21 protein-coding genes are annotated in these 22,089 nt (G+C 75.0%); 12 read left to right on the forward strand and 9 right to left on the reverse strand.

The features are described from left to right. The first annotated feature begins 213 nt into the window (after positions 1-213). From ACWC9R_RS16690 to ACWC9R_RS16700, 3 genes are all read left to right on the forward strand, one after another. The gene (locus ACWC9R_RS16690) at positions 214-1,155 is read left to right on the forward strand and encodes a pseudouridine synthase (RefSeq protein ID WP_450732200.1); all 942 of its coding nucleotides are present in this window, start codon (positions 214-216) and stop codon (positions 1,153-1,155) included. Between the two features lie 236 nt (positions 1,156-1,391). Further along, positions 1,392-2,066 carry an HAD family hydrolase gene (locus ACWC9R_RS16695; RefSeq protein WP_450732202.1) on the forward strand — a complete coding sequence of 225 codons (675 nt, stop codon included), beginning with the start codon at positions 1,392-1,394 and terminating at the stop codon, positions 2,064-2,066. A 15-nt stretch (positions 2,067-2,081) separates the two neighbouring features. Next, the gene (locus ACWC9R_RS16700) at positions 2,082-2,522 is read left to right on the forward strand and encodes an NUDIX domain-containing protein (protein WP_450732204.1); all 441 of its coding nucleotides are present in this window, start codon (positions 2,082-2,084) and stop codon (positions 2,520-2,522) included. On the opposite strand, the gene ACWC9R_RS16705 is transcribed toward ACWC9R_RS16700, so the two are convergent. From ACWC9R_RS16705 to ACWC9R_RS16715, 3 genes are all read right to left on the reverse strand, one after another. After that, complete coding sequence (locus ACWC9R_RS16705; protein ID WP_450732206.1) at positions 2,512-4,371, reverse strand: hypothetical protein; 1,860 nt, start codon at positions 4,369-4,371, stop codon at positions 2,512-2,514. The genes ACWC9R_RS16700 and ACWC9R_RS16705 overlap by 11 nt on opposite strands. Before the next feature lie 124 nt (positions 4,372-4,495). Further along, a complete protein-coding gene (locus ACWC9R_RS16710; RefSeq protein ID WP_450732208.1) occupies positions 4,496-6,115 on the reverse strand; it encodes an ABC-F family ATP-binding cassette domain-containing protein in 1,620 nt (539 codons plus the stop codon). 320 nt (positions 6,116-6,435) lie between these two features. After that, a complete protein-coding gene (locus tag ACWC9R_RS16715) occupies positions 6,436-7,854 on the reverse strand; it encodes a cytochrome P450 (RefSeq protein ID WP_450732210.1) in 1,419 nt (472 codons plus the stop codon). Positions 7,855-7,929: 75 nt separating this feature from the next. Between ACWC9R_RS16715 and ACWC9R_RS16720 the strand changes: the two genes are divergently transcribed. The 3 genes from ACWC9R_RS16720 to ACWC9R_RS16730 all read left to right on the forward strand — a co-directional run bounded on the left by ACWC9R_RS16720 (position 7,930) and on the right by ACWC9R_RS16730 (position 10,417). Then, positions 7,930-8,331, forward strand: a complete 402-nt coding sequence (locus tag ACWC9R_RS16720) for a (2Fe-2S) ferredoxin domain-containing protein (protein WP_450732211.1) — start codon at positions 7,930-7,932, stop codon at positions 8,329-8,331. A 143-nt stretch (positions 8,332-8,474) separates the two neighbouring features. Next, positions 8,475-9,287 carry a response regulator transcription factor gene (locus ACWC9R_RS16725; protein ID WP_450732212.1) on the forward strand — a complete coding sequence of 271 codons (813 nt, stop codon included), beginning with the start codon at positions 8,475-8,477 and terminating at the stop codon, positions 9,285-9,287. Then, positions 9,284-10,417: a sensor histidine kinase gene (locus ACWC9R_RS16730; RefSeq protein WP_450732214.1), complete on the forward strand. Its 1,134-nt coding sequence runs from the start codon at positions 9,284-9,286 to the stop codon at positions 10,415-10,417. Before ACWC9R_RS16725 ends, ACWC9R_RS16730 begins: the two co-directional genes overlap by 4 nt. Positions 10,418-10,439: 22 nt before the next feature. Here ACWC9R_RS16730 and ACWC9R_RS16735 read toward each other — a convergent pair whose 3' ends face one another. The 6 genes from ACWC9R_RS16735 to ACWC9R_RS16760 form a co-directional block, all read right to left on the reverse strand. Continuing rightward, positions 10,440-11,738: an MFS transporter gene (locus ACWC9R_RS16735; protein ID WP_450732216.1), complete on the reverse strand. Its 1,299-nt coding sequence runs from the start codon at positions 11,736-11,738 to the stop codon at positions 10,440-10,442. Next, positions 11,735-12,301 (reverse strand): helix-turn-helix domain-containing protein, encoded by a 567-nt coding sequence (locus ACWC9R_RS16740; protein ID WP_450732369.1) that lies wholly within the window; start codon positions 12,299-12,301, stop codon positions 11,735-11,737. Before ACWC9R_RS16740 ends, ACWC9R_RS16735 begins: the two co-directional genes overlap by 4 nt. Positions 12,302-12,476: 175 nt before the next feature. Further along, positions 12,477-13,157: a cytochrome b/b6 domain-containing protein gene (locus tag ACWC9R_RS16745; protein ID WP_450732218.1), complete on the reverse strand. Its 681-nt coding sequence runs from the start codon at positions 13,155-13,157 to the stop codon at positions 12,477-12,479. Continuing rightward, on the reverse strand, positions 13,141-13,893 hold the full coding sequence (locus ACWC9R_RS16750; protein ID WP_450732220.1) for a molybdopterin-dependent oxidoreductase: 753 nt from the start codon (positions 13,891-13,893) through the stop codon (positions 13,141-13,143). Before ACWC9R_RS16750 ends, ACWC9R_RS16745 begins: the two co-directional genes overlap by 17 nt. A gap of 63 nt (positions 13,894-13,956) precedes the next feature. Beyond that, on the reverse strand, positions 13,957-14,961 hold the full coding sequence (locus ACWC9R_RS16755) for a hypothetical protein (RefSeq protein WP_450732221.1): 1,005 nt from the start codon (positions 14,959-14,961) through the stop codon (positions 13,957-13,959). A gap of 325 nt (positions 14,962-15,286) precedes the next feature. Continuing rightward, positions 15,287-16,942, reverse strand: a complete 1,656-nt coding sequence (locus ACWC9R_RS16760; protein WP_450732223.1) for an FAD-binding dehydrogenase — start codon at positions 16,940-16,942, stop codon at positions 15,287-15,289. 211 nt (positions 16,943-17,153) lie between these two features. On the opposite strand from ACWC9R_RS16760, the gene ACWC9R_RS16765 reads away from it, so the two are divergent. The 6 genes from ACWC9R_RS16765 (at position 17,154) to ACWC9R_RS16790 (ending at position 22,084) form a co-directional block, all read left to right on the forward strand. Next, positions 17,154-18,047, forward strand: a complete 894-nt coding sequence (locus tag ACWC9R_RS16765; protein ID WP_450732225.1) for a DMT family transporter — start codon at positions 17,154-17,156, stop codon at positions 18,045-18,047. Between the two features lie 195 nt (positions 18,048-18,242). Further along, entirely contained in the window at positions 18,243-18,776 is a 534-nt protein-coding gene (locus tag ACWC9R_RS16770; RefSeq protein WP_450732227.1) for an NUDIX hydrolase, read from the forward strand. Positions 18,777-18,819: 43 nt separating this feature from the next. Next, entirely contained in the window at positions 18,820-19,230 is a 411-nt protein-coding gene (locus tag ACWC9R_RS16775) for a YidH family protein (RefSeq protein ID WP_450732229.1), read from the forward strand. A 3-nt stretch (positions 19,231-19,233) separates the two neighbouring features. Then, positions 19,234-19,596 carry a DUF202 domain-containing protein gene (locus ACWC9R_RS16780; RefSeq protein WP_450732231.1) on the forward strand — a complete coding sequence of 121 codons (363 nt, stop codon included), beginning with the start codon at positions 19,234-19,236 and terminating at the stop codon, positions 19,594-19,596. Positions 19,597-19,725: 129 nt separating this feature from the next. Further along, positions 19,726-20,784 carry an MBL fold metallo-hydrolase gene (locus tag ACWC9R_RS16785; protein ID WP_450732233.1) on the forward strand — a complete coding sequence of 353 codons (1,059 nt, stop codon included), beginning with the start codon at positions 19,726-19,728 and terminating at the stop codon, positions 20,782-20,784. Positions 20,785-20,995: 211 nt separating this feature from the next. Further along, on the forward strand, positions 20,996-22,084 hold the full coding sequence (locus ACWC9R_RS16790) for a phosphotransferase family protein (RefSeq protein WP_450732234.1): 1,089 nt from the start codon (positions 20,996-20,998) through the stop codon (positions 22,082-22,084). The last annotated feature ends 5 nt before the right edge of the window (positions 22,085-22,089 follow it).

The following is a 22,089-nucleotide window of genomic DNA, read 5'->3' on the forward strand; positions in this document are numbered from 1 at the left end:
GCTTGAGGTGCTAGTGCCCTTTATCGGGCGTGGGGGTTCAAGTCCCCCCTCGGACACTTCGCAGGACATCGCCCGCTCCGGCCGCTCGGCCGGGGCGGGCGATGTCGTTTCCGCGTCCGGCCCGCGGCGGGCGGTGGCGCTCACGGCCGGTCCGGGCGCGGTCGCCTTCCGTACCGACTTGAGGCCGCGGCCGGGCCGGTGTTCTCTTGGCGGGTGAGACGCAGATCGCCGGTTCCGCCCGCCCCGCTCCCCCAGCGTGACGGGATCGACCCCGTACGGGTGCGGCTGCCCGCCGATCCGGACGGGGTGTGGGGCACGGTCCGGGACCATCTGGTCGACCGGTTCCAGGGGGCGATCGGGGCCGGGCGGGTGGACGCCATGCTGGGCGCGGGGCGGTTCGTCGGGGCGGACGGGGTGCTGAGCGGGGACGAGCCGTACGCGGCCGGGCGGTATGTGTGGTTCCACCGGGACTTCGCGCCGGAGGTGCCGGTGCCGTTCGAGGTGGGGATCGTCCACCGGGACGAGCGGATCGTGGTCGCCGACAAGCCGCACTTCCTCGCCACCACACCGCGCGGGCGGCACATCACCGAGACCGCGCTGGCGCGGCTGCGGCGGGATCTCGGACTGCCCGCGCTGCAGCCCGCGCACCGGCTCGACCGGCTGACGGCGGGGCTGGCGCTGTTCGTCGTACGGCCCGAGGACCGGGGCGCGTACCAGAACCTGTTCGGCGCGCGGCGGGTGCGCAAGGAGTACGAGGCGGTGGCGCTGTACGACGGGACGGCGGCGCTGCCGGTGACCGTGCGCAGCCGGATCGTGAAGGAGCGCGGGGTGATGGCCGCGCGCGAGGAGGCCGGGGCGGCCAACGCGGAGAGCCGGATCGAGCTCGTCGGGCGGCGGGGCGGGCTCGGGCGCTACCGGCTGCTGCCCGCGACCGGCCGTACCCATCAGCTGCGGGTGCACATGAACGGGCTCGGGCTGCCGATCCGCCACGACCCGGTCTATCCGGTCGTCCGGGACCCGGCCCCCGACGACTTCGGCGCACCGCTGCAACTGCTGGCCAGGGTCCTGGAGTTCACCGACCCGGTGGACGGCCGCGTCCGGCGGTTCGAGAGCCGGCTGCGGCTGGCGGAGTGGCCCGGGGACCCGGTCGCCTGATCGCGGGACCCGGGTGCGGGGCGCCGCTTGTGCTGACCGCTCCGACGGGGTTCAGGGACGGCGGCGGGGGCGGCGGTGCGGGCACGGAGCGAGGCCGGGCGGGGCCCGGCGGCCGGGGGCGGAGTCGGCCACGGGGTGTGGGTGGCGAATTTCCGGTGCGTGCGTCCTTCCGGTCTGCGTAGGGTGCGCGGGTCGGCGGAGCGGCCGGTGACACGGGAGAAGGGCTGACGGGGCAGATGCTGATCTTCGATGCGGATGACACGTTGTGGGAGAACAACGTGATCTTCGAGCGGGTCATCGACGAGTTCCTGGAGTGGATGGGCGGCCCCGGGCACGACCGGGCCGGGGCGCGGGCCGTGCTCGACGGGATCGAGGCGGCGAACGCGCGGACGCTCGGCTACGGCAGCAAGGTGTTTCTGCACAGCCTCGGGGAGTGTGTGGAGCGGCTGCGCGGACGGGCCGCGACGGCCGAGGAGTCGGCGCGGATCGCCGGGTGGGCGGCGGCCTTCGCCGGGGACCGGGTGGAGCTGATGCCCGGGGTGGCCGAGACCCTGGCCGAGCTGGCCCGGCGGCACGAGCTGCTGCTGCTGACCAAGGGCGACGCCGAGGAGCAGCAGCGGAAGGTGACGGCCTCCGGGCTGACCGGGCACTTCCGTGGTGTGCACATCGTGGCGGAGAAGGACATCGCCACCTACGAGGAGCTGGTCCGCGCCTACGACCTGGTGCCGGCCGCGACGTGGATGATCGGCAACTCCCCGAAGTCGGACATCCTGCCCGCCCGTTCGGCGGGCCTCAACGCGGTGTTCATCCCGCATGACCACACCTGGGTCCTGGAGCACGAGGAACTCGACCCGGACGACGCGAAGGTGCTGCGGCTGCCGGCGTTCGGCGACCTGCTGCACCACTTCTGAGCGGGGTGGGGCGGGATGACAGCAGTGGGCCCGAAGGTGTCGTGTGTCTTCGTGTGTCATGACGGCGCCGGGCGGGTGCTGCTGGCCCGGCGGAGCGCCGGGGCCAGGGACGAGCCGGGGACCTGGGACTGCGGTGCGGGGGCGCTGGAGTTCGGGGAGTCCTTCGAGACGGCCGTGGCGCGGGAGGTGCGGGAGGAGTACGGGGTGGGGCCGCTCGGCATCGAGCAGATCGGGGTGCGCAATGTGCTGCGCGGCGATCCGGTCGCCTCGCACTGGGTCGCGGTGGTGTTCGCCGTACGGGTGGCACCGGACGAGGTGACGCTCGGCGAACCGCACAAGTTCGACGCCCTCGGCTGGTTCGCCCCGGACGCGCCGCCGGAGCCGCTGCATTCCCAGTGCAGGGAGACGCTGGGGCTGTTCGGGGGCGCGTCCGGGGCCGGTGTGTCTAGGCGCTGAGGGCGGTGACCGTCTGGCGGGCGGCTTCGAGGAGGTGCTCGTCGGCGTTCATGTCGGCGTCCTCGGAACCGACGCAGAGCGGGAGCCGGGTGCGCCGGTCGAGGAGTGCGCGCAGGAGCGGGAGGGCCGGGCGGGCGTGCTCCCCCATGGCCGCCAGGGTGGCCATGGCGGCGGGGCCGGCCTGCTCGCCGTCCAGGTACTGCGGGAGGACGGCGAGCAGGTCGGCGGCGGCCGCCGGTCCCTCCTGGCGCCATACGGCCAGCGCCCCGTGCACCTGCATACCGCCGGGGCGGGCGAACACCAGGTCCCGCAGCCGGCGGGACTGGTCCGGGGTCAGGCCGCCGTGGTCGAGCAGCCAGATGAAGAGCGCCGAGGAGTCGGGGACACGGCCCCGCAGCCGGGACGGGGCGCGCAGCGCGGACTCGATGTGGTGGCGCTCGCCGGTGATCCGGGAGAGGGCGAGTTCCCGGTAGCCGGCGCGCTGCCGGGAGGCGCGGGTGAGCCGTTCCAGCAGCGGCACCGCGGCCGCGGCGGGGGCACCGATCCGGCCGAGCGTGCTGACCAGGCGGAGTTCACGGTGTCCGGCCCACTCCGCGCCCTGGGTGTCGCGCCGGGCGGACTCGGCGCGGAGCGCCTCGACGAGGTCGGGGACGCAGGCCGCCGCCGCGGGGCCGAGGTCCGCACTCAGCCCGGTGGCCGTCAGCACCGCGAGGGGATCGCCGGACCGCAGCAACCGCCTGATCACCGGGAGGAGTTGGCCAGGGTCGGCGGTGCCAGAGCGCAGCAGGCCGCGTACGGCGGCGACCGCGCCGGCCGGCGGTTCCCCCGACGCCAGACGGGCGTGCACATACGGGGCGGCGCGCGGGTCGTCGACGGTGGCGAGGGCGTAGGCGATCTTCCAGGCCGTGGTGGGGCAGGCGTGCTGGGTGGCGGGCAGCAGGGCCGCCAGGTCGTCGGCGGCCAGGCGGGTGGCGGTACGGGAGGCGCAGAGGGTGTCGACGGCGAGGCCGTGCAGGGCGGGTGGAGCGGTGCGGGCCAGGCCGGTGAGGTGCGGGGTCAGAGTTTCGGGAGCGGCCCGCCACACCTGGAGGGCCCGGCGGGCGAGTTGCACGCCGGCCCGCCGGCCGTAGGCGCCCGCGGCACCGGCCAGCAGCCGGGCCGCGGTGGTGTAGCAGTGCCGCTCGCGGTCCTGCCGGAACAGGGCGTCGGCCCAGCGGGTGCCGTACGCGAGGGTGGGGTCCGCGTCACGGGCGGACAGGGCGGCGACCTCGGCCACCGTCTGCGCGTCCAGGGCGGGCCACTCCTCCTCCGGTGCGGTGCGCAGCTCCTCGACGCAGACGAGCAGGCGGATGTCGGGGAGCGGGTCGGTGCGCAGCGGTCCGGGCGGGCCGGGGGTGTGGCGTGCGTGGAGCAGGAGGGCGTCGGCCAGGGTGAGGCGGATGGCGGGGTCGGGGTGGGTGTCGAGGGCGGTGCGGGCCCGGTCGGTGCCGCCGGCGCGTACGAGGAGGCGGGCGGCGGCCCGGCGGGCCTCGGGGTCGGGGTCGTGGAGCCGGGCCGCCGCCGCCTCGACCGGGCCCGGCCAGGGCTGGGGACCGTTGTGGGCCAGCTCGCCGAGCAGGGTGAGCGCGGTGCGGCGTACGGCGGGGCGCCGGTGGCCGGTGAGTCCGGTCAGCTCGTGGGTGACCGGGCCGTCCGGGTCGGCGCGTACCGCGTCGAAGAGGGCGCTGCGGGCCGGGTCGCCCGGGGTGCGGACGGAGCCGTCGACGATCGCCGCGGTCATCGCGCGGCGGGCGGGGTCGGCGGCGGACGGGGCGGGGACCGGGGCCTGGCCCGGGGTCCGCGCGGTCATCGGGTGGGGCGGTGGCCGCCCTTCCTGTAGGTCATGCGGAGGATCATGGCTCACGGGGAGGGGTGCGGCAACCGGGTTTCCAGCGGGGGCGGGACCGGTGGGCCCGGTCCCGCCCCGGCTCCCGCTACAGCGGGGCGGTGTCGGTCAGTTCACCCCCGTCCGTCGACAGCCAGCGGGTGATACCGAGGTCCCGGAGGAACGCCGGATCGTGGCTGACGACCAGGAGCGCGCCCTCGTAGGACTCCAGGGCGGTGACCAGCCGGCGGACCGACGTGAGGTCGAGGTTGTTCGTCGGCTCGTCGAGCAGCAGCAGCTGCGGGGCCGGTTCGGCCAGCATCAGCGCGGCGAGCGAGGCGCGGAAGCGTTCGCCGCCGGAGAGCGTGCCGGCCCGCTGGTCGGCGCGGGCGCCCTTGAACAGGAAGCGGGCGAGCCGGGCCCGGATGCGGTTGTTGGTCGCGTCCGGGGCGAAGCGGGCGACGTTCTCGGCGACGGTCAGCTCGGGGTCGAGCACCTCCAGCCGCTGGGGCAGGAAACGGTAGGGGACATGGGTCTCGGCCGTACCGGCCTCCGGGGGGATCTCACCGGCGACGGTCCGCAGCAGGGTGGTCTTGCCGGAGCCGTTGTGGCCGGTCAGCGCGATCCGTTCGGGGCCGCGCAGCTCCAGGTCGGCGCGGCCGCCGTAACAAGTGCGCAGGCCCTGGAGGGTGAGGACGGTCCGGCCCGGCGGCACCGCGGTGTGCGGCAGGTCGATACGGATCTCGTCGTCGTCCCGGACCGCCTCGACGGCCTCGTCCAGCCGGTCCCTGGCCTCCTTGAGGCGTTCGGTGTGCAGGGTGCGGTGCTTGCCCGCCGATACCTGGGCCTCCCTCTTGCGCTCGTTCATCACGATCTTGGGCTCGCGCTTGTTGGCGCTCATCTTGTTGCCGTAACGGACCCGGCGGGCCAGCTTGACCTGGGCGTCGGCCAGTTCGCGCTTCTGGCGCTGGACGTCGGCCTCGGCGACCCGCAGCATCCGCTCGGCCGCCTCCTGCTCGACGGCCAGGGCCCGTTCGTAGGCGCTGAAGTTGCCGCCGTACCAGTGGACCTCGCCGTCGCGGAGGTCGGCGATCCGGTCGACGTGGTCGAGGAGTTCGCGGTCGTGGCTGACCACGACGAGGACTCCGGACCAGTCGGCGACCGCGGAGTACAGCCGCTGCCGGGCCGCCCGGTCGAGGTTGTTGGTGGGCTCGTCGAGCAGCAGGACGTCCGGGCGGCGCAGCAGCAGGGCCGCCAGCCGCAGCAGCACGGACTCGCCGCCGGAGACCTCGCCGATGGTGCGGTCGAGGTCGATACCGGTCAGTCCGAGCTGGTCGAGGGTGGCGCGGGCGCGCTCCTCGACGTCCCAGTCGTCGCCGACGGCGGTGAAGTGCTCCTCGCTCGCGTCGCCGCCCTCGATGGCGTGCAGCGCGGCGCGCGCGGCGTGGATACCGAGCGCCTCGTCGACCCGCAGGGCGGTGTCGAGCGGGGCGTGCTGGGGGAGGTAGCCGACCTCGCCGGCGACCTTGACGGTCCCCTCGGTGGGGGTGAGTTCGCCCGCGATCAGCTTCAACAGGGTGGATTTCCCCGCCCCGTTGAGGCCGATCAGGCCGGTGCGGCCGGGGCCGACGGCCAGCGGGAAGTCCTCCAGGACGGGGCTGCCGTCGGGCCAGGTGAAGCCGAGGCCGGTGCAGACGATGGAGGCGGCGGACGCGGAGGACATGGACATACGGGTCTCCTGGGCGCGGGTGAGAGGGGTGCGGACTGCGCTGGGAGACACCGCGTCGGAACGCCGGGTGCGCCGGGGTACGCCGTAGGGGTACGCCGAGGTCAGGACGGGCCGCGCGAGGCATGATCCGCCGCTCCGGATACCGGAGGCGCAGGACGGATCACCGCTCACGGGCGCGGTGTCTCAGGACCTCAGACGAGCAACGGCCTTCTCCGATCGGCGGCGGCAGGAACGGTATTGACCGTACGGGGGACGCCGCCGAAAAGCAAACGCAATTTCCGTAGCGTTTGGCTCCTCCTCCGGACGGCGTCCCCCGGCCGCTACTCCCCCGCCCCGGCCCGGGGCCGCAGACGCACCCGCGCCGGGCCGGTCGCCTGGAGGGTGATACCGGCGGAGACCGGCACCTCCTCGTCCACGGCGTCGAGTTCGTACGCGCGCAGCAGCACGGCCAGCGCCAGCACGGACTCCAGCATCGAGAAGTGCTGGCCGATACAGGCACGCGGCCCGCCGCCGAACGGGAACCAGGCGTAGCGGTGCCGCTCCGCCTCCCGCTCCGGCGCGAAGCGCCCCGGGTCAAAGCGCTCCGGGTCCGCCCACAGGTCCGGGTCGCGGTGGGTCACCCAGGGCGCGACGACCACATCGGCACCGGCCGGGATGCGGAATCCGCCGATCTCGGTGGCGGCCACGGCCCGGCGGCTGATGACCGGCGCCGCCGGATAGAGCCGCATGGACTCCTTGAGCGTCTGCGTCAGATACGGCAGACGGTCCACGTCGGCGGCCGTGGGCGGGCGGTGTCCCAGTACCCGGTCGGTCTCCGCGCGGACCCGGGCCTGTTCCTCGGGGTGCCGGGCGAGGAGGTGCAGGGTGAAGGCGAGCGAGGTCGCGGTGGTCTCGTGCCCGGCCAGCAGGAAGATCAGCACCTGTTCGCGGACCTCGGTCGCGTCCAGGGAGCCGTCCTCGTCGTTGCCGGCCGCGGCGAGCAGCGAGAGCAGGTCCCCGCCGTCGCCGCCCGTGCCCCCGGCGGTGTCGCGCGCGGCCCGCCGGTCCGCCACGATGCGGTCGCACAGCGCGTTCAGCTCGTCGGTGGCGGCCCGCGCCCGCAGGTTCCCCGGGGTGGGCCACTCGCGCGGGATCTTCACGGGGACGTAAGCACGCCGTACGACATAGGCGTTGATGACCGGGGCGCAGCGGTGGACGGCGTCCACCGCCGCCTCCGCGTCCAGACCGAAGAGGATGCGGGAGACGGTGCGCAGCGCCAGCCGGTTCATCTCGGGGACCAGGTCCACGGTGGCGTCCGCGGTCCGCCAGCGGTCGGCGAGGGTGGCGGCCTCGGTGGTCACCGCCGAGGCGTAGCCGTCGACCCGGTGCTTGGTGAACAGCGGCTGCACCAGTCGCCGCTGTCTGCGGTAGTCGGCGTCCTGGCTGGTCAGCAGGCCGTTGCCGAAGGCCTGCCGGACCTCCTCGTAGAGCGGGTGGTCCTTGCGGAAGTTCGCGGCCTGCGAGGCCAGGATCTGCTGCACGCCCTCGGGCGCGAACACCGCGTGGAAGACGCTGCGCAGGCCGGGCGGCCCGGCTTCCAGACGGACCACGTCACCGTGCGCGCGCCGGGCGGCTAAGAACGTGCTGAGGGAGTCGCGCCGGAGGTCGAGCATCGAGCCGAGCACGGGGAGTCCGGCCGGGCCGGGGATCGTGCGCCGCGGCGAGGAGCCGGGCCGGGGGTGGGATTCGGTCAGGTGCATGCCGGATGTCTATCCCGGCCGGCCGGGTTTCTATCCCGGCGTCGGGCGCCACAACGGCCCACGTAGCATGACGCGGTGATCAGAAAGCCTGCCGGACCGACCGCCGCCACGGCCCCGTGCCGGGTCACCGTGTGCCGCGGCTGCTGCTGCGGTGACGCGGCCAAGATCCCGGGCGTCGACCACGCCGGGCAGATACCGCGCCTGCGCGCGGCGCTGGACGGCGCGGCGCCGGTGCGCGCCTCGGAGTGCCTGGACGTCTGCGACCAGGCCAATGTGGTCGTGGTCCAGCCGTCGCCCGCGGGACGGGCGGCCGGCGGGCGGCCCGTCTGGCTGGGGCTGGTCAACGACGACGAGGCGCTGGCGGACATCGCCGCCTGGATTCGCGCCGGCGGTCCCGGCCTCGCGGAGCCGCCGGGTGTCCTCGACCTGTACGCGATCAAGGTGTCGCGGCGGGTGCGGGAAGGCCTGGAGAGCTGAGGCAGCGGGCCGCCGCCGGGCCCGTCCCGGGCGGCGGCGCCGGTTACCGGAGTCTTACGGACCCGGGGCGGACGGCCCCCGCCCGTCCCCGGTGGTGTGGGCTGGGGCCATGACGCACCTCCCCGGAAGGGCACACTGACCCCGTGCACCCCGCCACACCGCCCTCCGCGCCGCCGCCCGTCCCCGCCCACGGGCCGCCGCGCCGTGTCCTGGTGGTCGAGGACGACCCGACCGTCGCCGAGGTCGTCACCGGCTATCTCTCCCGCGCCGGCTACACCACGGCACACGCCGCCGACGGCTTCGCCGCCCTCGACCGGGCCGCGGAGTTCCGTCCGCATCTCGTCGTGCTGGATCTGATGCTGCCGGGCCTCGACGGCCTGGAGGTGTGCCGCCGGCTGCGGCGCGGCGACGGGCCCGCGGTGCCGGTGGTGATGCTGACGGCGCGCGGCGAGGAGGCGGACCGCATCCTCGGCCTGGAGTTGGGCGCGGACGACTATGTGACCAAGCCGTTCAGCCCGCGGGAGCTGGTGCTGCGGATCGGCTCGGTGCTGCGCCGTGCGGAGGCCGCGCCGCCGCCCGCGGCGCCCGTCGCCGTGCTGCGGGCCGGGGATCTGTGCGCCGACCCCGGCGGCCGGCGGGCCGACCGGGCCGGGCGGGCGCTCTCCCTCACCGCCCGCGAGTTCGACCTGCTGGTCTTCCTGATGCGTCATCCCGGCCGGGTCTTCTCCCGGGAGGAGCTGCTGCACCAGGTCTGGGGCTGGGAGTTCGGCGACCTGTCGACGGTGACCGTCCATGTGCGGCGGCTGCGCGAGAAGATCGAGGCCGATCCGGCCGCGCCCCGGCTGGTGCGGACGGTGTGGGGCGCCGGCTACCGCTTCGACCCCGTGACGGACGAGCCGCCGGAGGACGGACCGCTGCCGGCGGACGGACCGCTGCGGGAAGGCGGGCTGCCGTGACGGACTTCCTGGTGATCGTGGCGCTGGCGGCGCTCGGCGCGGCGCTGGCGGGGCTGCTCGCCGCGCCCGCGGTACGGGCGTTGCGGCGCCGCTCGGTGGCGCTGTCGCTGTTCGCGGTGGCGGCACTGGCGGTGGCCGCGATGGCGGCGGGGACGGTGGCGGTCGCCCAGGCGATGTTCCTGTCCGGGCACGACCTGGGTGTGGTGATGGCCGTGGTGGCCGTCTCCGGGGTGGTGTCGCTGGCTGCGGCGCTGCTCTTCGGGCGGCGGATCGCGGCGGGCAGCCGGGAGCTGGCGCGCTCGGCCCGTACGGTCGGCAGCGAGGGCGGCTTCGTGGCGCCCGCCGAGCCCCCGACGGCCGAACTCGCCGCGCTGTCACGGGCGTTGGAGGAGACCAGCGGACGGCTCGCCGAGGCGCGGGAGCGGGAACGGGCGCTGGACACCTCCCGGCGCGAGCTGATCGCCGGGATCTCGCACGATCTGCGCACCCCGCTCGCCGGGCTGCGGGCGATGGCCGAGGCGCTGGAGGACGGGGTCGCCGAGGACACCGCGCGCTATCACGCCCGGATGCGGATCGAGGTGGACCGGCTGGCCGCGATGGTCGACGACCTCTTCGAACTGTCCCGTATCCAGGCCGGGGCGCTGGCCCTGACGCTGTCGCGGGTGTCGGTGTACGACCTGGTGGACGAGGCCCTGGCCGGGGCCGGTCCGCTGGCGCGGGCGAGCGGGGTGCGGCTGGTGGACGGCGGGGTGGTGCCGCTGCCGGTACGGGTCGACGCCCAGCAGATCACCCGCGTACTGGGCAATCTGCTGGTCAACGCGATCCGTGCGACGCCTGCCGACGGCACCGTCGCGGTCAGCGCCCGGCACGAGGAGGGCCGGGTGGTGCTCGCGGTCGAGGACGGCTGCGGCGGCATCCCGCCGGAGGATCTGCCGCGGGTCTTCGACACCGGCTGGCGCGGCGGTGCGGCCCGCACCCCGCGGGCGGACGGCCAGGGCGGCGCCGGACTGGGCCTGGCGATCGTCCGCGGCATCGTGGCGGCCCACGAGGGCCGGGCGACGGTACGCAACACCGGGGCGGGCTGCCGCTTCGAGGTCGAACTGCCGGCGGCGGAGGCACCGGCGGCCTGACCGTACGGGCCCCCGCTGCGCCTCAGCGTCGGGCCGGCGCCCCGCCCCGCTCCGCCGCCCCGGGGCCGGGCGCGCCGTCCTCCTCCGCCGGGCGCACCGGCAGGTCCCGGACCGTCCGGAACGGCGAGAACAGCAGGATCAGGCCCGCCAGCGGCACCCCGGCGGTCAGTATCCACAGCGCGGTGCGGACGCCGAGGGCGGAGCCGAGCGCCCCGCCGAGCAGCGCGCCCAGCGGCAGGGTGCCGTAGTTGAGGAACGTGCTGCTGGCGACCAGCCGGCCGAGCAGCGCCGGCGGGCAGTAGCTCTGCTGGAAGCTCGCCTTGAGGATGTTGCCGGCGACCACTCCCGCGGAGACGCCGAAGCTGCCCGCCACGTAGAGCAGCGTCCCCGCGCCCGGGGAGGTGAGCGGGATGAGCAACGCCGCGCTGGGGACGCCGAGTTCGCACAGGAGCATGGCGCGGGCGGTGCCGAGCCGGGCGGCAATGCGGCGCACCACGAAGGCACCGGCGATGCCGCCCGTACTGGCCAGCGCCAGCAGCCCGCCGACCGCGCCGGGCGGCAGCCCGACCTCGCGGACCAGGAAGACCGCCGTGAGGGACTGGTACCCCATCAGCGCGAGGTTGGAGGCGGCACCGAAGAGCGTCAGCGTACGGAACCACCGGTCACCGGCGACCAGCCGCACCCCCTCGGCGATCTCGCCGGTCAGCGACCGCGGTACGCCCTCCCGGGCGGCCGGGCGGGGTTCGTGGTGCCGGATGCCGAGCAGGCACAGCAGCGCGACGAGGAAGGTGGCGGCATGGGCGAACAGCCCGTTGACGGCGCCCGCGAGCTGGGTGAGGAGGCCGCCCGTGCCCTGTCCGGCGATCTGGGCCGCTGAGGCGCTGCCGTGCAGCAGGGCGTTGCCCTCGGCCTGGTCGTCCGGGGCGAGCAGGGTGGGGAGGTAGGCGCTGTAGGCGGTCTGGAAGAGCACCGCGGCGGCGCCGGTCAGCAGGGCCACGGCGCCCAGCAGCCCGAGGGTGAGCCCGCCGGTCCGGGCCAGGAGCGGTACGGCGGCGAAGAGCAGCATCGACAGTGCGGCGGCGGCCAGCATCAGCGGACGGCGGCGCACCCGGTCCACCCACACGCCGACCGGGAGGCCGATCAGCAGCCAGGGCAACCAGCCGCAGGCGCTGATCAGCCCGACCGCGAAGGTGCCGGCGTGCAGGGTGGACACCGCCACCAGCGGCATCGCCACCGTGCTGACCGCGGCCCCGAACTTCCCCGCCGTCTCCCCGCACCACAGCAGCCGGAAGTCGCGGTGCCGGCGCAGGAGTCCGCTCACCGCTCGTCCCGTTCCCTGCGGGGGAAGGACTGCAGCTGGATCATCACGGGCCGGGCCGCCTCCGCGTCCGGCACCGCCCCGCCCTCGGCCGCCGCCGCCCGGTGCCGGACCACCACCGCCTCCAACTCCGCGTTCAGAGCCGCCAGTTGGTTTGGTGTCAGGCGGAGGTCCTGCCAGTGGGAGAGGGTCCCGGCGTCGCGCCACTCCGGGGCCCAGTCCTCGGCAAGGTAGGTGGTGACCTGGTCGAAGTCCCGGTGGACGGTCTCGTGCAGATAGACCGCCAGGGCGCCCCGGCTGTCGGGGTCGTCGCGGAAGTCGTTGGTGTCGAGGCGGCGGGCCACCCGCACCGCCCGCCACCAGCGTTCGCGCCGGGTGCCGCGGCCGGTCTCCTCCTCGATGAAGCCGTGGTCGGCGAGGTGGCGCAGATGCCAGCTGACCGTGCCGGTGTTCTCACCGAGGCGCCGGCCGAGTCCGGTGGCGGTGTCCGGGCCGTCGAGGGCCAGCAGGTCCAGGATGCGCATCCGCAGGGGATGGGCCAGCCCGCGCAGACTGCGGGCGTCCATACGGCGCACGGGAGGGGCGGCGGACGGCGGCTCCGCCGGTGCCGGTGACGGCGGTTGCGCCTGCGACTGCGGCTGATTCTGCTCGGAGGCTTCGCTCATGAGCCGACAGCCTAGAGTTGCAGAGACCTCTCTGCATAGAGTTCTCTGCACACAAGTCTCTGCAACAGGCCCTGTCCTAGCGGGCGTTGTTCTCGTGCTCCCACAACGGATGCTCGCGCCGGGCCCATTGCGCGTCGACCGACCCGGTGCGCAGCCCGCGGCGGGACTCGGGGTCGCCGAAGGCCTTCCCGACATGACCGGCGATCACCAGGACCACGGCGAGCGCGAGCCAGTCGTGGACGAAGGTGGCGCCGGTGCGCCAGGCCAGCGGGGCGATGGGGGTCCCCCCTGCCCGAGCGAAGCCGAGAGCTTGGGGGACGGTGAACCACATCAGCAGTCCGGTGCCGAGCATCACCAGCACCGCACCGGCGATCCAGGCGGCGTAGAGCTTCTGCCCGGCGTTGAACTTCCCGGCCGGCCGCGCGCCCCGGCGGCGGAGCGCGGCCCGCAGCCACCGGCGGTCGTGCGGGCCGTAGCGGTTGAGGCGGGTGAGGTCGGCGCGCAGCGCGCGGGAGCCGAGGCCCAGCAGCAGGGGGACGGGCAGCAGGAGGCCGGACCACTCGTGGACGGTGACCACCAGGGCGCGGCGGCCGACGAGTTCGGCCAGGAAGGGGAGGTAGAGGCAGCCCGCCGTGAGGACGCAGACGGCCATCAGGGTCGCGGTGGCCCGGTGCACCCGGTGTTCGGCCCGGGTGAAGCGCGGGACGCGGGGGCGCTCGGGCGCGGGGGCGGCGGGGCCGTCAGGTCGTGGGGGCATCGTCGCGTCCGTTCGACCGGCCGACCCAGGCGTCGACGTCATATCCGCGGTCCTCCCAGTATCCGGGCTCGACGTGGTCGGTGACGGTGATCCCGGAGAGCCACTTCGCCGACTTGTAGAAGTACATGGGCGCGACATAGAGGCGCACCGGCCCGCCGTGCGCGTGGGCCAGCGGTTTGTCCTGCATCCGCAGGGCGACCAGGACGTCGTCGCGGCGGGCCTGTTGGAGGGTGAGGGACTCGCTGTAGGCGCCGTCGAAGCAGGTGAAACGGACGGCCCTGGCCTCGGGGCGCACCCCCGCGGCGTCGAGCAGGGCGGAGAGCCGGACGCCTTCGAAGGGGGTGCCGGGCACCCGCCAGCCGGTGACGCACTGGACGTCGCGCACCAGCCGGGTCTGCGGCATCCCGCGCAGGTCGGCGAGGCGGTAGCTGCCCCGGTGGCGCACCAGGCCGTCGACCGTGAGCCGGTAGCTGCCCGCGTTCTTCTCCGGTACGGAGCCGGTCACCGAGTAGTAGCGGAATCCGCCGCCGCCCGGGAGCAGGCCGGACAGGCCGGTGGGGTCCTTCTGTGCGGCGGCGCCGAGGGCGCTGTCGTAGGCGCGCTGGAGGAAGGGGGCGGTGGCCACCCCGGCGGCACCGGCGGCGAGCATGCCGAGCACCACCCGGCGGCCCACGGGGGTGCCCTGCCCGTCCGCGCCGCCGCCCGCCGCGCGGTCCGGTTTCGTGTCCCTGGTCATGCCCCGATTCGAGCACCGGGCGGGCGCCGGGGCCAGCGTCCCGGCCCCGGCGTCAGACTTTCGTCACCGGTGGCCGCGGGGGCACGGTGCGGTGGTGTCCCCGGCCCGGCGGAGGGCGGTGTCCCTGGCGGCCCGGAACGCGCCGTCGGCGTCCCGGCCCGCGTACGACCACGGCGCGCGGGTGGGGTGCGGGCCGATGCGCTGGAAGAGCCCGGCGGCCTCGGCCATCCACCCTTCCTGGAACGTGGCGTGGGCGAGGAAGTTGAGATCGACCTTGCCGCGGGGGTGCTCCTCGCCGCCCCATTCCAGCCACCAGTCGTAGGCGTCCCGCAGCATCCGGTGCGCGCGCGGGGTGGACCAGTGGCCGCGGTCCGGCCGTCCGCGGGGCGCCGGGGCCGCGGCGGCCAGTACCCGGTAGCGCTCGGTGTGCGCCACGACGGGGAGGAGGGCGAGCGGCGAGTCGGCGGGGGCGCGCGCCGCGGCACGGGCCGCGAACACGTGGGCCGGGTGCCGCGGGTCGTCGCGGGTGCCCGGCTGCTCCTCGGCCAGGGCGGCCGCCATGAGGTGGTGTGCGTGGTGGTGGTCGCGGTGCCGGGCGCGGATCTGCCGGAAGGCGTGCTCCCGGTCGGCCGGGGTGCCGGTGCGGCGGGCGAGGATCAGCGCGCCGAGCCACGGGGTGGGGTCCGCGGGCAGCATCCGGGCGGCGGTGGCGCAGGCCTCCGCGGCCGCCCCGGTGCCGGCCTCGCCGTGCAGGGCGAGCCGGACGGTGGCGAGGGCCAGGAGGGTCGCGGCGTCGCCGCTGTCCGGTTCGGCGAGCCGCCAGTCGCCGGCCCAGGCGGCGCCGCCGGGCGAGGTGGCCAGCACGGTTAACCGGTGTCCGCGCAGGTCCCAGTCCTCACCGGTCTCGGCGAGCAGGCCGCGCACCCGGGCCCACTGGCCGAGCGCCAGGGCGTCGGCGGCGATGGCCAGTTGGGCGTCGTCCAGGGCCGGGGCGAGGACCGGGCCGGCCGGCCGGCGGGGGCGTCTGAGCGGCGGCGGTGGCGTGGGCGATGGGGAAATCGAAATCACGGGTCAGGGGCTCCATGACGCGCCGCACCGGCCAGACCAACCCCCTGAGTCGTCCTCAGTGGGGTGGGACCGGATCGCACGCGCCTCTACAGAGGGTGATGGCTTGGTCCGCACCAGTCATCACGCAAAGCAAAGCGCTACGTAGAGCTCCGCGTCAAGACGGGAAGGGGAATGGCTGAATCCGCCAACCCCCCTTCCGTATCACGGAATTGAGCGAACAGCCAACGGAACCCGGCGGGACCGCACCCCGCCCGCGCCCGCACCCCCGCACCGTCTCCCCGCCACCGGCCGCGTCCCGCCGAGTCCCCGTGTGCTGCCGCCCCCGTCAGGACACCGCACGGGCCGCCGCCCGCCCCGCCGTACGCCCGGAGAAGAGGCAGCCGCCGAGGAAGGTGCCCTCCAGCGAGCGGTAGCCGTGCACCCCGCCACCGCCGAACCCGGCCGCCTCGCCCGCCGCGTAGACCCCCGGCAGAGGCTCCCCGCCGTCGGCCAGCACCCGCGAGGAGAGGTCGGTCTCCAGGCCGCCGAGCGTCTTGCGGGTGAGGATGTTCAGCCGTACGGCGATCAGCGGGCCCGCCTTGGGGTCGAGAATCCGGTGCGGCGCCGCGGTGCGGATCAGCCGGTCGCCCAGGTACTTGCGCGCCCCGCGGATCGCCGTCACCTGGAGGTCCTTGGTGAAGGAGTGGGCGATCTCGCGGTCGCGGGCGACGATCTCGCCGCGCAGCGCGTCCTCCGCGATCAGCGGCTCGCCGGTCAGCTCGTTCATCCGCCGCACCAGGTCCGTCAGCGACCGCTCGACGACGAAGTCCGCGCCGTGGTCCATGAACGCCCGCACCGGGCCCGGCGCCCCGGACCTGGCCCGGCCCAGCACGTCCCGGATGCTCTTGCCGGTCAGATCCGGGTTCTGCTCGGAGCCGGAGAGGGTGAACTCCTTCTCGATGATCTTCTGGGTGAGCACGAACCAGGTGTGGTCGTGGCCGGTGCGCATGATGTGTTCGAGCGTGCCGAGGGTGTCGAAGCCGGGGAACAGCGGCACCGGCAGCCGCTTGCCGCGGGCGTCCAGCCACAGCGGCGACGGGCCGGACAGAATCCGGATGCCGTGCAGCGGCCAGATCGGGTTCCAGTTGTCGATGCCCTCGGTGTAGTGCCACATCCGGTCACGGTTGATGATCCGGCCGCCGGCCGCCTCGGCGATGCCCAGCATCCTGCCGTCCACATGCGCGGGGACCCCGGACAGCATCCGCCGCGGCGGGGTGCCGAGCCGCTCGGGCCAGTTGGCGCGCACCAGCTCGTGATTGCCGCCGATACCGCCCGAGGTGACGATCACGGCCTGGGCCCTGAGCTCGAAGGCGCCGGCCACCTCACGGCTGCTGGGCCGGCCGCGCCCGACGTCCGAGGGCTCCAGGATCTCGCCGCTGACGGTGTCCACGCTCCCCGCGCTGCGCGAGAGCCCGGTCACCCGGTGGCGGAACCGCAGCTCCACCAGGCCGCGGGCGGCCCCGGCCCGCACCCGGCGCTCGAACGGCGCGACCAGACCGGGCCCGGTGCCCCAGGTGATGTGGAAGCGGGGCACGGAGTTGCCGTGCCCCGTCGCGTCGTAGCCGCCGCGCTCGGCCCAGCCGACGACGGGGAACAGCCGTACGCCCTGCCGGTGCAGCCAGGCGCGCTTCTCCCCGGCGGCGAAGTCGACATAGGCCTCGGCCCACTTGCGCGGCCAGTGGTCCTCGGGCCGGTCGAAGCCGGCCGTGCCCAGCCAGTCCTGCCAGGCCAGCGCGTGGCTGTCGCGGATGCGCAGGCGGCGCTGCTCGGGGGAGTCCACCAGGAAGAGACCGCCGAAGGACCAGTGGGCCTGTCCGCCGAGGGACTGCTCGGGCTCCTGGTCGAGCAGGATCACCTTGCGTCCGGCGTCCACCAGTTCCGCGGTGGCCGCCAGCCCCGCGAGCCCGGCTCCGATCACGATCACATCAGCGTCGTACGCCATCTCTGCTTCTCCTCAACGGGGCACGCCCGGCGCCCCGGCCGCGGTGGGTGCAACGATCCTCAGCGCACCCGACTGCCGCGTCAACCATGGGTTACCGGGTGGTACACCGAGGCACGCGGGACAATGGTGGGTGACCAGGGCCACGCCACGCCCGACGCCGGATGACTATCCTCAGGCGCATCCCCCCACCCCGCGCGATACGAGGTGCGACGTGACGGTGATATTGCTCGCCCTTGGAGCGGCCTGCTGTCTGGGACTCGGTTTCGTGTTTCAGCAGGCCGCGGCACAGCACGCCCCGATGAAGGACTTCCTGTCCCTGCGTCTGCTGCTCGACCTGGTACGGATGCCGCTGTGGGTGGCCGGTATCGGGCTGATGGTGGTCGGGATGGCGCTCGGCGCGGTGGCCCTGGGGATGGGCGACATCACCCTCGTGGAGCCCTTGCTGGCGACCAATCTGCTGTTCGCGATGGCGCTGTCCCGGCGGCTGACCCGGCAGCGGCTCGGCCGCAGCGGCTGGGCCGGGCTGTGGCTGCTGGCGGGCGGTGTGACGGCCTTCATCGTGGCCGGGCAGCCGCAGGGCGGGCGCAGCAACGCCGATCCGATGTGGCAGTGGCTGATCATGGGCGTGGTGCTGGGCACCGCCCTGCTGCTGGCGGCGGTCGCCAAGCGGGAGCGGGTGCATGTGAGCCTGGAGGCCGCGCTCCTGGGCGTCGCCGCCGGGCTGATCTACGGGCTGCAGGACGCGCTGACCCGGATCAGCGGGGAGCGCTTCGGCAGCGGCGGCTGGTCGGCCCTGCTCACCAGCTGGCAGCCGTACGCCATCGTCGTGCTCGGGGTGCTGGCGCTGGTGCTGGTGCAGAGCGCCTTCGAGTCGGCGCCGCTGCGGCTGTCGCTGCCGGCGCTGACCGCCGCCCAGCCGCTGGCCGGCATCCTCTGCGGGGTGGGGTTCCTGGGCGACCAGCTGCGGGTGACGCCGGCCGCGCTGGCCTGGGAGGTCGCGGGGATCGTGGCGGTCGTCGCGGGCATCGTGCTGATCGGCAGCCATCCGGCGATGCCGCCGGGCGCCGGACAGCGGGAGAACGCACGGGAGATGCAGCCGCGCTGAGGTGCCCCGCCGCACGGCGCGGTGTCCCGTGCCGCGCTGCCGCCGCGCCGCCCGCCGCCCCTCCCCCGTACGGCCCCGTGGCCCCTCCCCCGTCCGGGCCCTCCTCGTGTCCCGCCCCCGCGGCCGGATCAGCCGGCCCGCCCCCGCCCCCGCCCCGGCGGGTGCGCCCCCGGTCCCCGGTGATTGCATGGCTCCATGACCGATCAGCAACCGCTCAACGCGGACGAGATCCTCGACGTCGTCGATGAGAACGATCAGGTCGTGGGGCAGGCCCCACGCGGCGAGACCTACGCCCGACGGATGCGCACCCGCGCCTCCTTCGTCCTGGTCCGCGACGCGGAGGACCGGATCTTCGTACACCGCCGTACACCGCAGAAGCTCGTCTTCCCCGGGCACTACGACATGTTCGTGGGCGGCGTGGTCGGCGCCGGCGAGAGCTACGACCGGGCGGCGCTGCGCGAGGCCGAGGAGGAGCTGGGGGTGCAGGGGCTGGCGCCGCCCGAGCCGCTGTTCAAGTTCCTCTACGAGACGGCCGAACACACCTGGTGGTCCGCGGTGTACCAGGTGCGCTGCACCCTGCCGGTCGCCCCGCAGGAGTCGGAGATCGACTGGTCCGCCTTCCTGCCCGAGGAGGAGCTGATCCGGCGGCTCGACGAGTGGCCGTGGACGCCGGACGGGATGGCCGCCTACCGGCAGCTGCTCGCCCGGCGGGAGACGGGGGAGGTCTGATGCCCCCGGCACACCGGACGGGCCGGACGCCGGGCCCCCGTCCATGAGCCGCACCGGCGGGCTGCGGTCGGTCGGCGCGGCCGTACGGCTGTGGGTCTCGCCCGCACGGATCAGCGAGGAGGGGGCGACCCCCGACTACCGCTTCTCGCTGGCCAACGAGCGCACCTTCCTCGCCTGGCTGCGGACCGGGCTGGCGCTGGTCGGCGGCGGGTTCGCGGTGGACCAGTTCCTGCCCCGGCTGCACGAGGGGCTGCGGCTGACCTTCACCGTCGTGCTGCTGGTGGGCGGCGCGCTGTGTGCGCTGCGGGCGGTCAACCACTGGGTGCGCTGTGAGCGCGCGATGCGGCGCGGCGAGGACCTGCCGGTCACCCGCTTCCCGAGCGCGCTGGCGCTGGGCGTCGGGCTGCTGGCGGGCGCGATGGTGGTGCTGGTGCTGCTGGGCCGGACCGGCTAGCCGATGGCGGACGGACAGCCGCCGGGCGCGGGGGCGCCGCGTCCGGCCCCGGACCGGGACCCCGGGCTGCAGCCGGAGCGGACCCGGCTGGCGTGGCGGCGCACCACGCTGTCGGCCACCGTGGTGGCGGTGCTGGCCGGCCGCCAGCTGCTGCACCGGGACGCCCCGGGACCCGTCCAGGTGGTGGCCGCGGTGCTGACGGGGCTGCTGTGGGCGGCCTTCGTGGCCGTCTCGCACCACCGGATGCGGGCGATGGCCGCCGGCCGCCCGCCGGCGCTGCCGCAGCGGACCGCGCTGCTGCTGGTCGGCTGCACCCTGGCGCTGGCGCTGTGCGGTGCGGTGATCCTGGTGCGGCCGGTCCACTGACGCCGGGGCGCGGCGCCCGGCGGGCGGGGGCGGAGGTACCGTGACACGACTCCCGCGCGCACCGGACGGGCCCCGCCCCCGGTCACGGCAGCGGGAAGTGACGGGCCATCGGACGAAGGGCACACCCGCATGGACGACGCGACGGCACGGCGCACGGCGGCAGGGACCCCGCCGACCCCACCGGCGGCAGGGCCCACCGGCCCCACCGCGACCGGTGCGGACGCCGCGGAACCACCCGGCGCCGGCACCCCCGAGGGGACGCCGCCGGCCACCGAGCCCGCCGTCCCCGAGCCCTATCTCACCGAACTCGCCGCCGGTGTCCATGCGTTCATCCAGCCGGACGGCGGCTGGTGCCTGAACAACGCGGGTTTCGTCACCGACGGGGACGCCACCCTGGTCGTGGACACCGCCGCCACCGAGCGCCGGGCCCGCCTGCTGCGCCGGAGGATCGCCGAGAGCGGCGCCCCGGCGCCCCGCACCGTGGTCAACACCCACCACCACGGCGACCACACCTACGGCAACGGCGTCTTCGCCCCCGAGGCGACGGTGATCGGGCACGAGGCCTGCCGCCGTGAACTGCTGGCCGCCGGGCATCAACTGCACGCCGTCTGGCCGGAGGTGGCGTACGGCGACATCCGCCTCACCCCGCCCGAGGTCACCTACACCGACACCCTGACCCTGCACGTCGGCGGCATCGAGGTGCGGCTGATCCATCCGGGCGTCGCGCACACCACCGGCGACACCCTCGTCTGGCTGCCCGAGGAGCGCATCGTCTTCGCCGGCGACCTGGTCTTCCACGGCGGCACCCCGTTCGTCTTCATGGGGTCGCTGACCGGCTCGCTGCGCGCCGTGCAGACGCTGCGGGAGCTGGACGCGGTCACCGTCGTCCCCGGGCACGGTCCGGTGACCGGCCCCGAGGTCTACGACGGGATCGAGCGCTATCTGCGGTTCGTCGGCGAGCTGGCGCAGGAGGGCCGGGCTGCCGGGCGCACCCCGCTGGAGACGGCCCGGCAGGCGGATCTCGGCCCGTTCGCCGAGCTGGCCGAGAGCGAGCGGCTGGTGGCGAACCTGCACCGGGCCTACGCGGAGCTGGCCGGGGCCGCCCCGGGCGCCCCGCTCGACCCGCTCGCCGGTTTCGCGGACATGACGGTGCTCAACGGCGGGGTGCCGATGGCCTGCCACGCCTGAACCGGGCCGTGGTCCTGAAGGGCCGGGAAGAGGACCGGGCCTGCGGGCGGGGGCGGCCGGAGTTCCCGTACGGAGCGCCCCCCCCGCGCGGTACGGCGGAGAAACGTCGCGTGACCGACGCCCCACGCTCCGGCACTGGACGCCATACCGACTAGTCGGCATGATCGGTGCCAGCGACCGATGGACCGTCCACTCCGTACGGAGGAGCACGATGAGCAAGGGCACCCCTCCCCCGCAGGACCGGGACCGGGAGGACCCTCCCGGCCTCGACCTGGCGCGATTGCGGGAGCATCTGGACCGGGAGCGGCCGGGGCTGGCCGGCGGCCCGCTGCGCGCGCAGGTGATCGAGGGCGGGCGGTCCAACCTCACCTACCGCGTCACCGACGGCACCGCCTCCTGGGTCGTCCGCCGGCCGCCGCTCGGCCATGTACTGGCCACCGCCCACGACATGCGGCGCGAGCACCGGGTGATCAGCGCGCTGCACCGGACACCGGTCCCGGTGCCGGAGACACTGCTGCTGTGCGAGGACGAGTCGGTCATCGGCGCGCCCTTCTATGTGATGGAGCTGGTCGAGGGGACCCCGTACCGCACCGCCGCACAGCTCGCCCCGCTCGGCCCGGAGCGCACCCGCGCCGTGGTGCTGTCCCTGGTCGACACCCTCGTGGAGCTGCACGCGGTGGACCCGGCGGCGGTCGGACTCGGCGACTTCGGCCGGCCCGACGGCTTCCTGGAGCGCCAACTGCGGCGCTGGGGCAAGCAGTTGGCCGCGTCGAAGAACCGCGAGCTGCCGGGCATCGACGCCCTGCACGAGGCGCTGGGCCGGGCGCTGCCCACCTCGCCCGCGCCGTCCGTCGTGCACGGCGACTACCGCCTCGACAACGTGCTGATCGGCCCGTCGAGCACCCCGGAGGCGCACGGGCCGCAAGAGGGCGCCGACACCCTCAAGGCCGTGCTGGACTGGGAGATGTCCACGCTCGGCGACCCGCTGACCGACCTCGGCCTGCTGGTGATGTACAGCACCGACCTGGACCTGCCGCAGTCGCCGGTGAGCACCACCAGCGGCGCCCCGGGGCATCCGGCACCGGCCGAGCTGGTCGAGCGCTACGCCGCCCGGTCCGGCCGGGACACCTCCGCCCTCCCCTGGTACACGGCGTTCGCCTGGTTCAAGCTCGCCGTGATCCTCGAAGGCATCCACTACCGCTTCACGCTCGGCCAGACCGTCGGCGCCGGATTCGACCGGATCGGCGAGCTCGTCCCCGTCTTCATCGACCGCGGACTCACCACCCTGAAGGAAGGCTGAGGCAT

This window comes from Streptomyces sp. NPDC001219 (genome assembly GCF_053597915.1).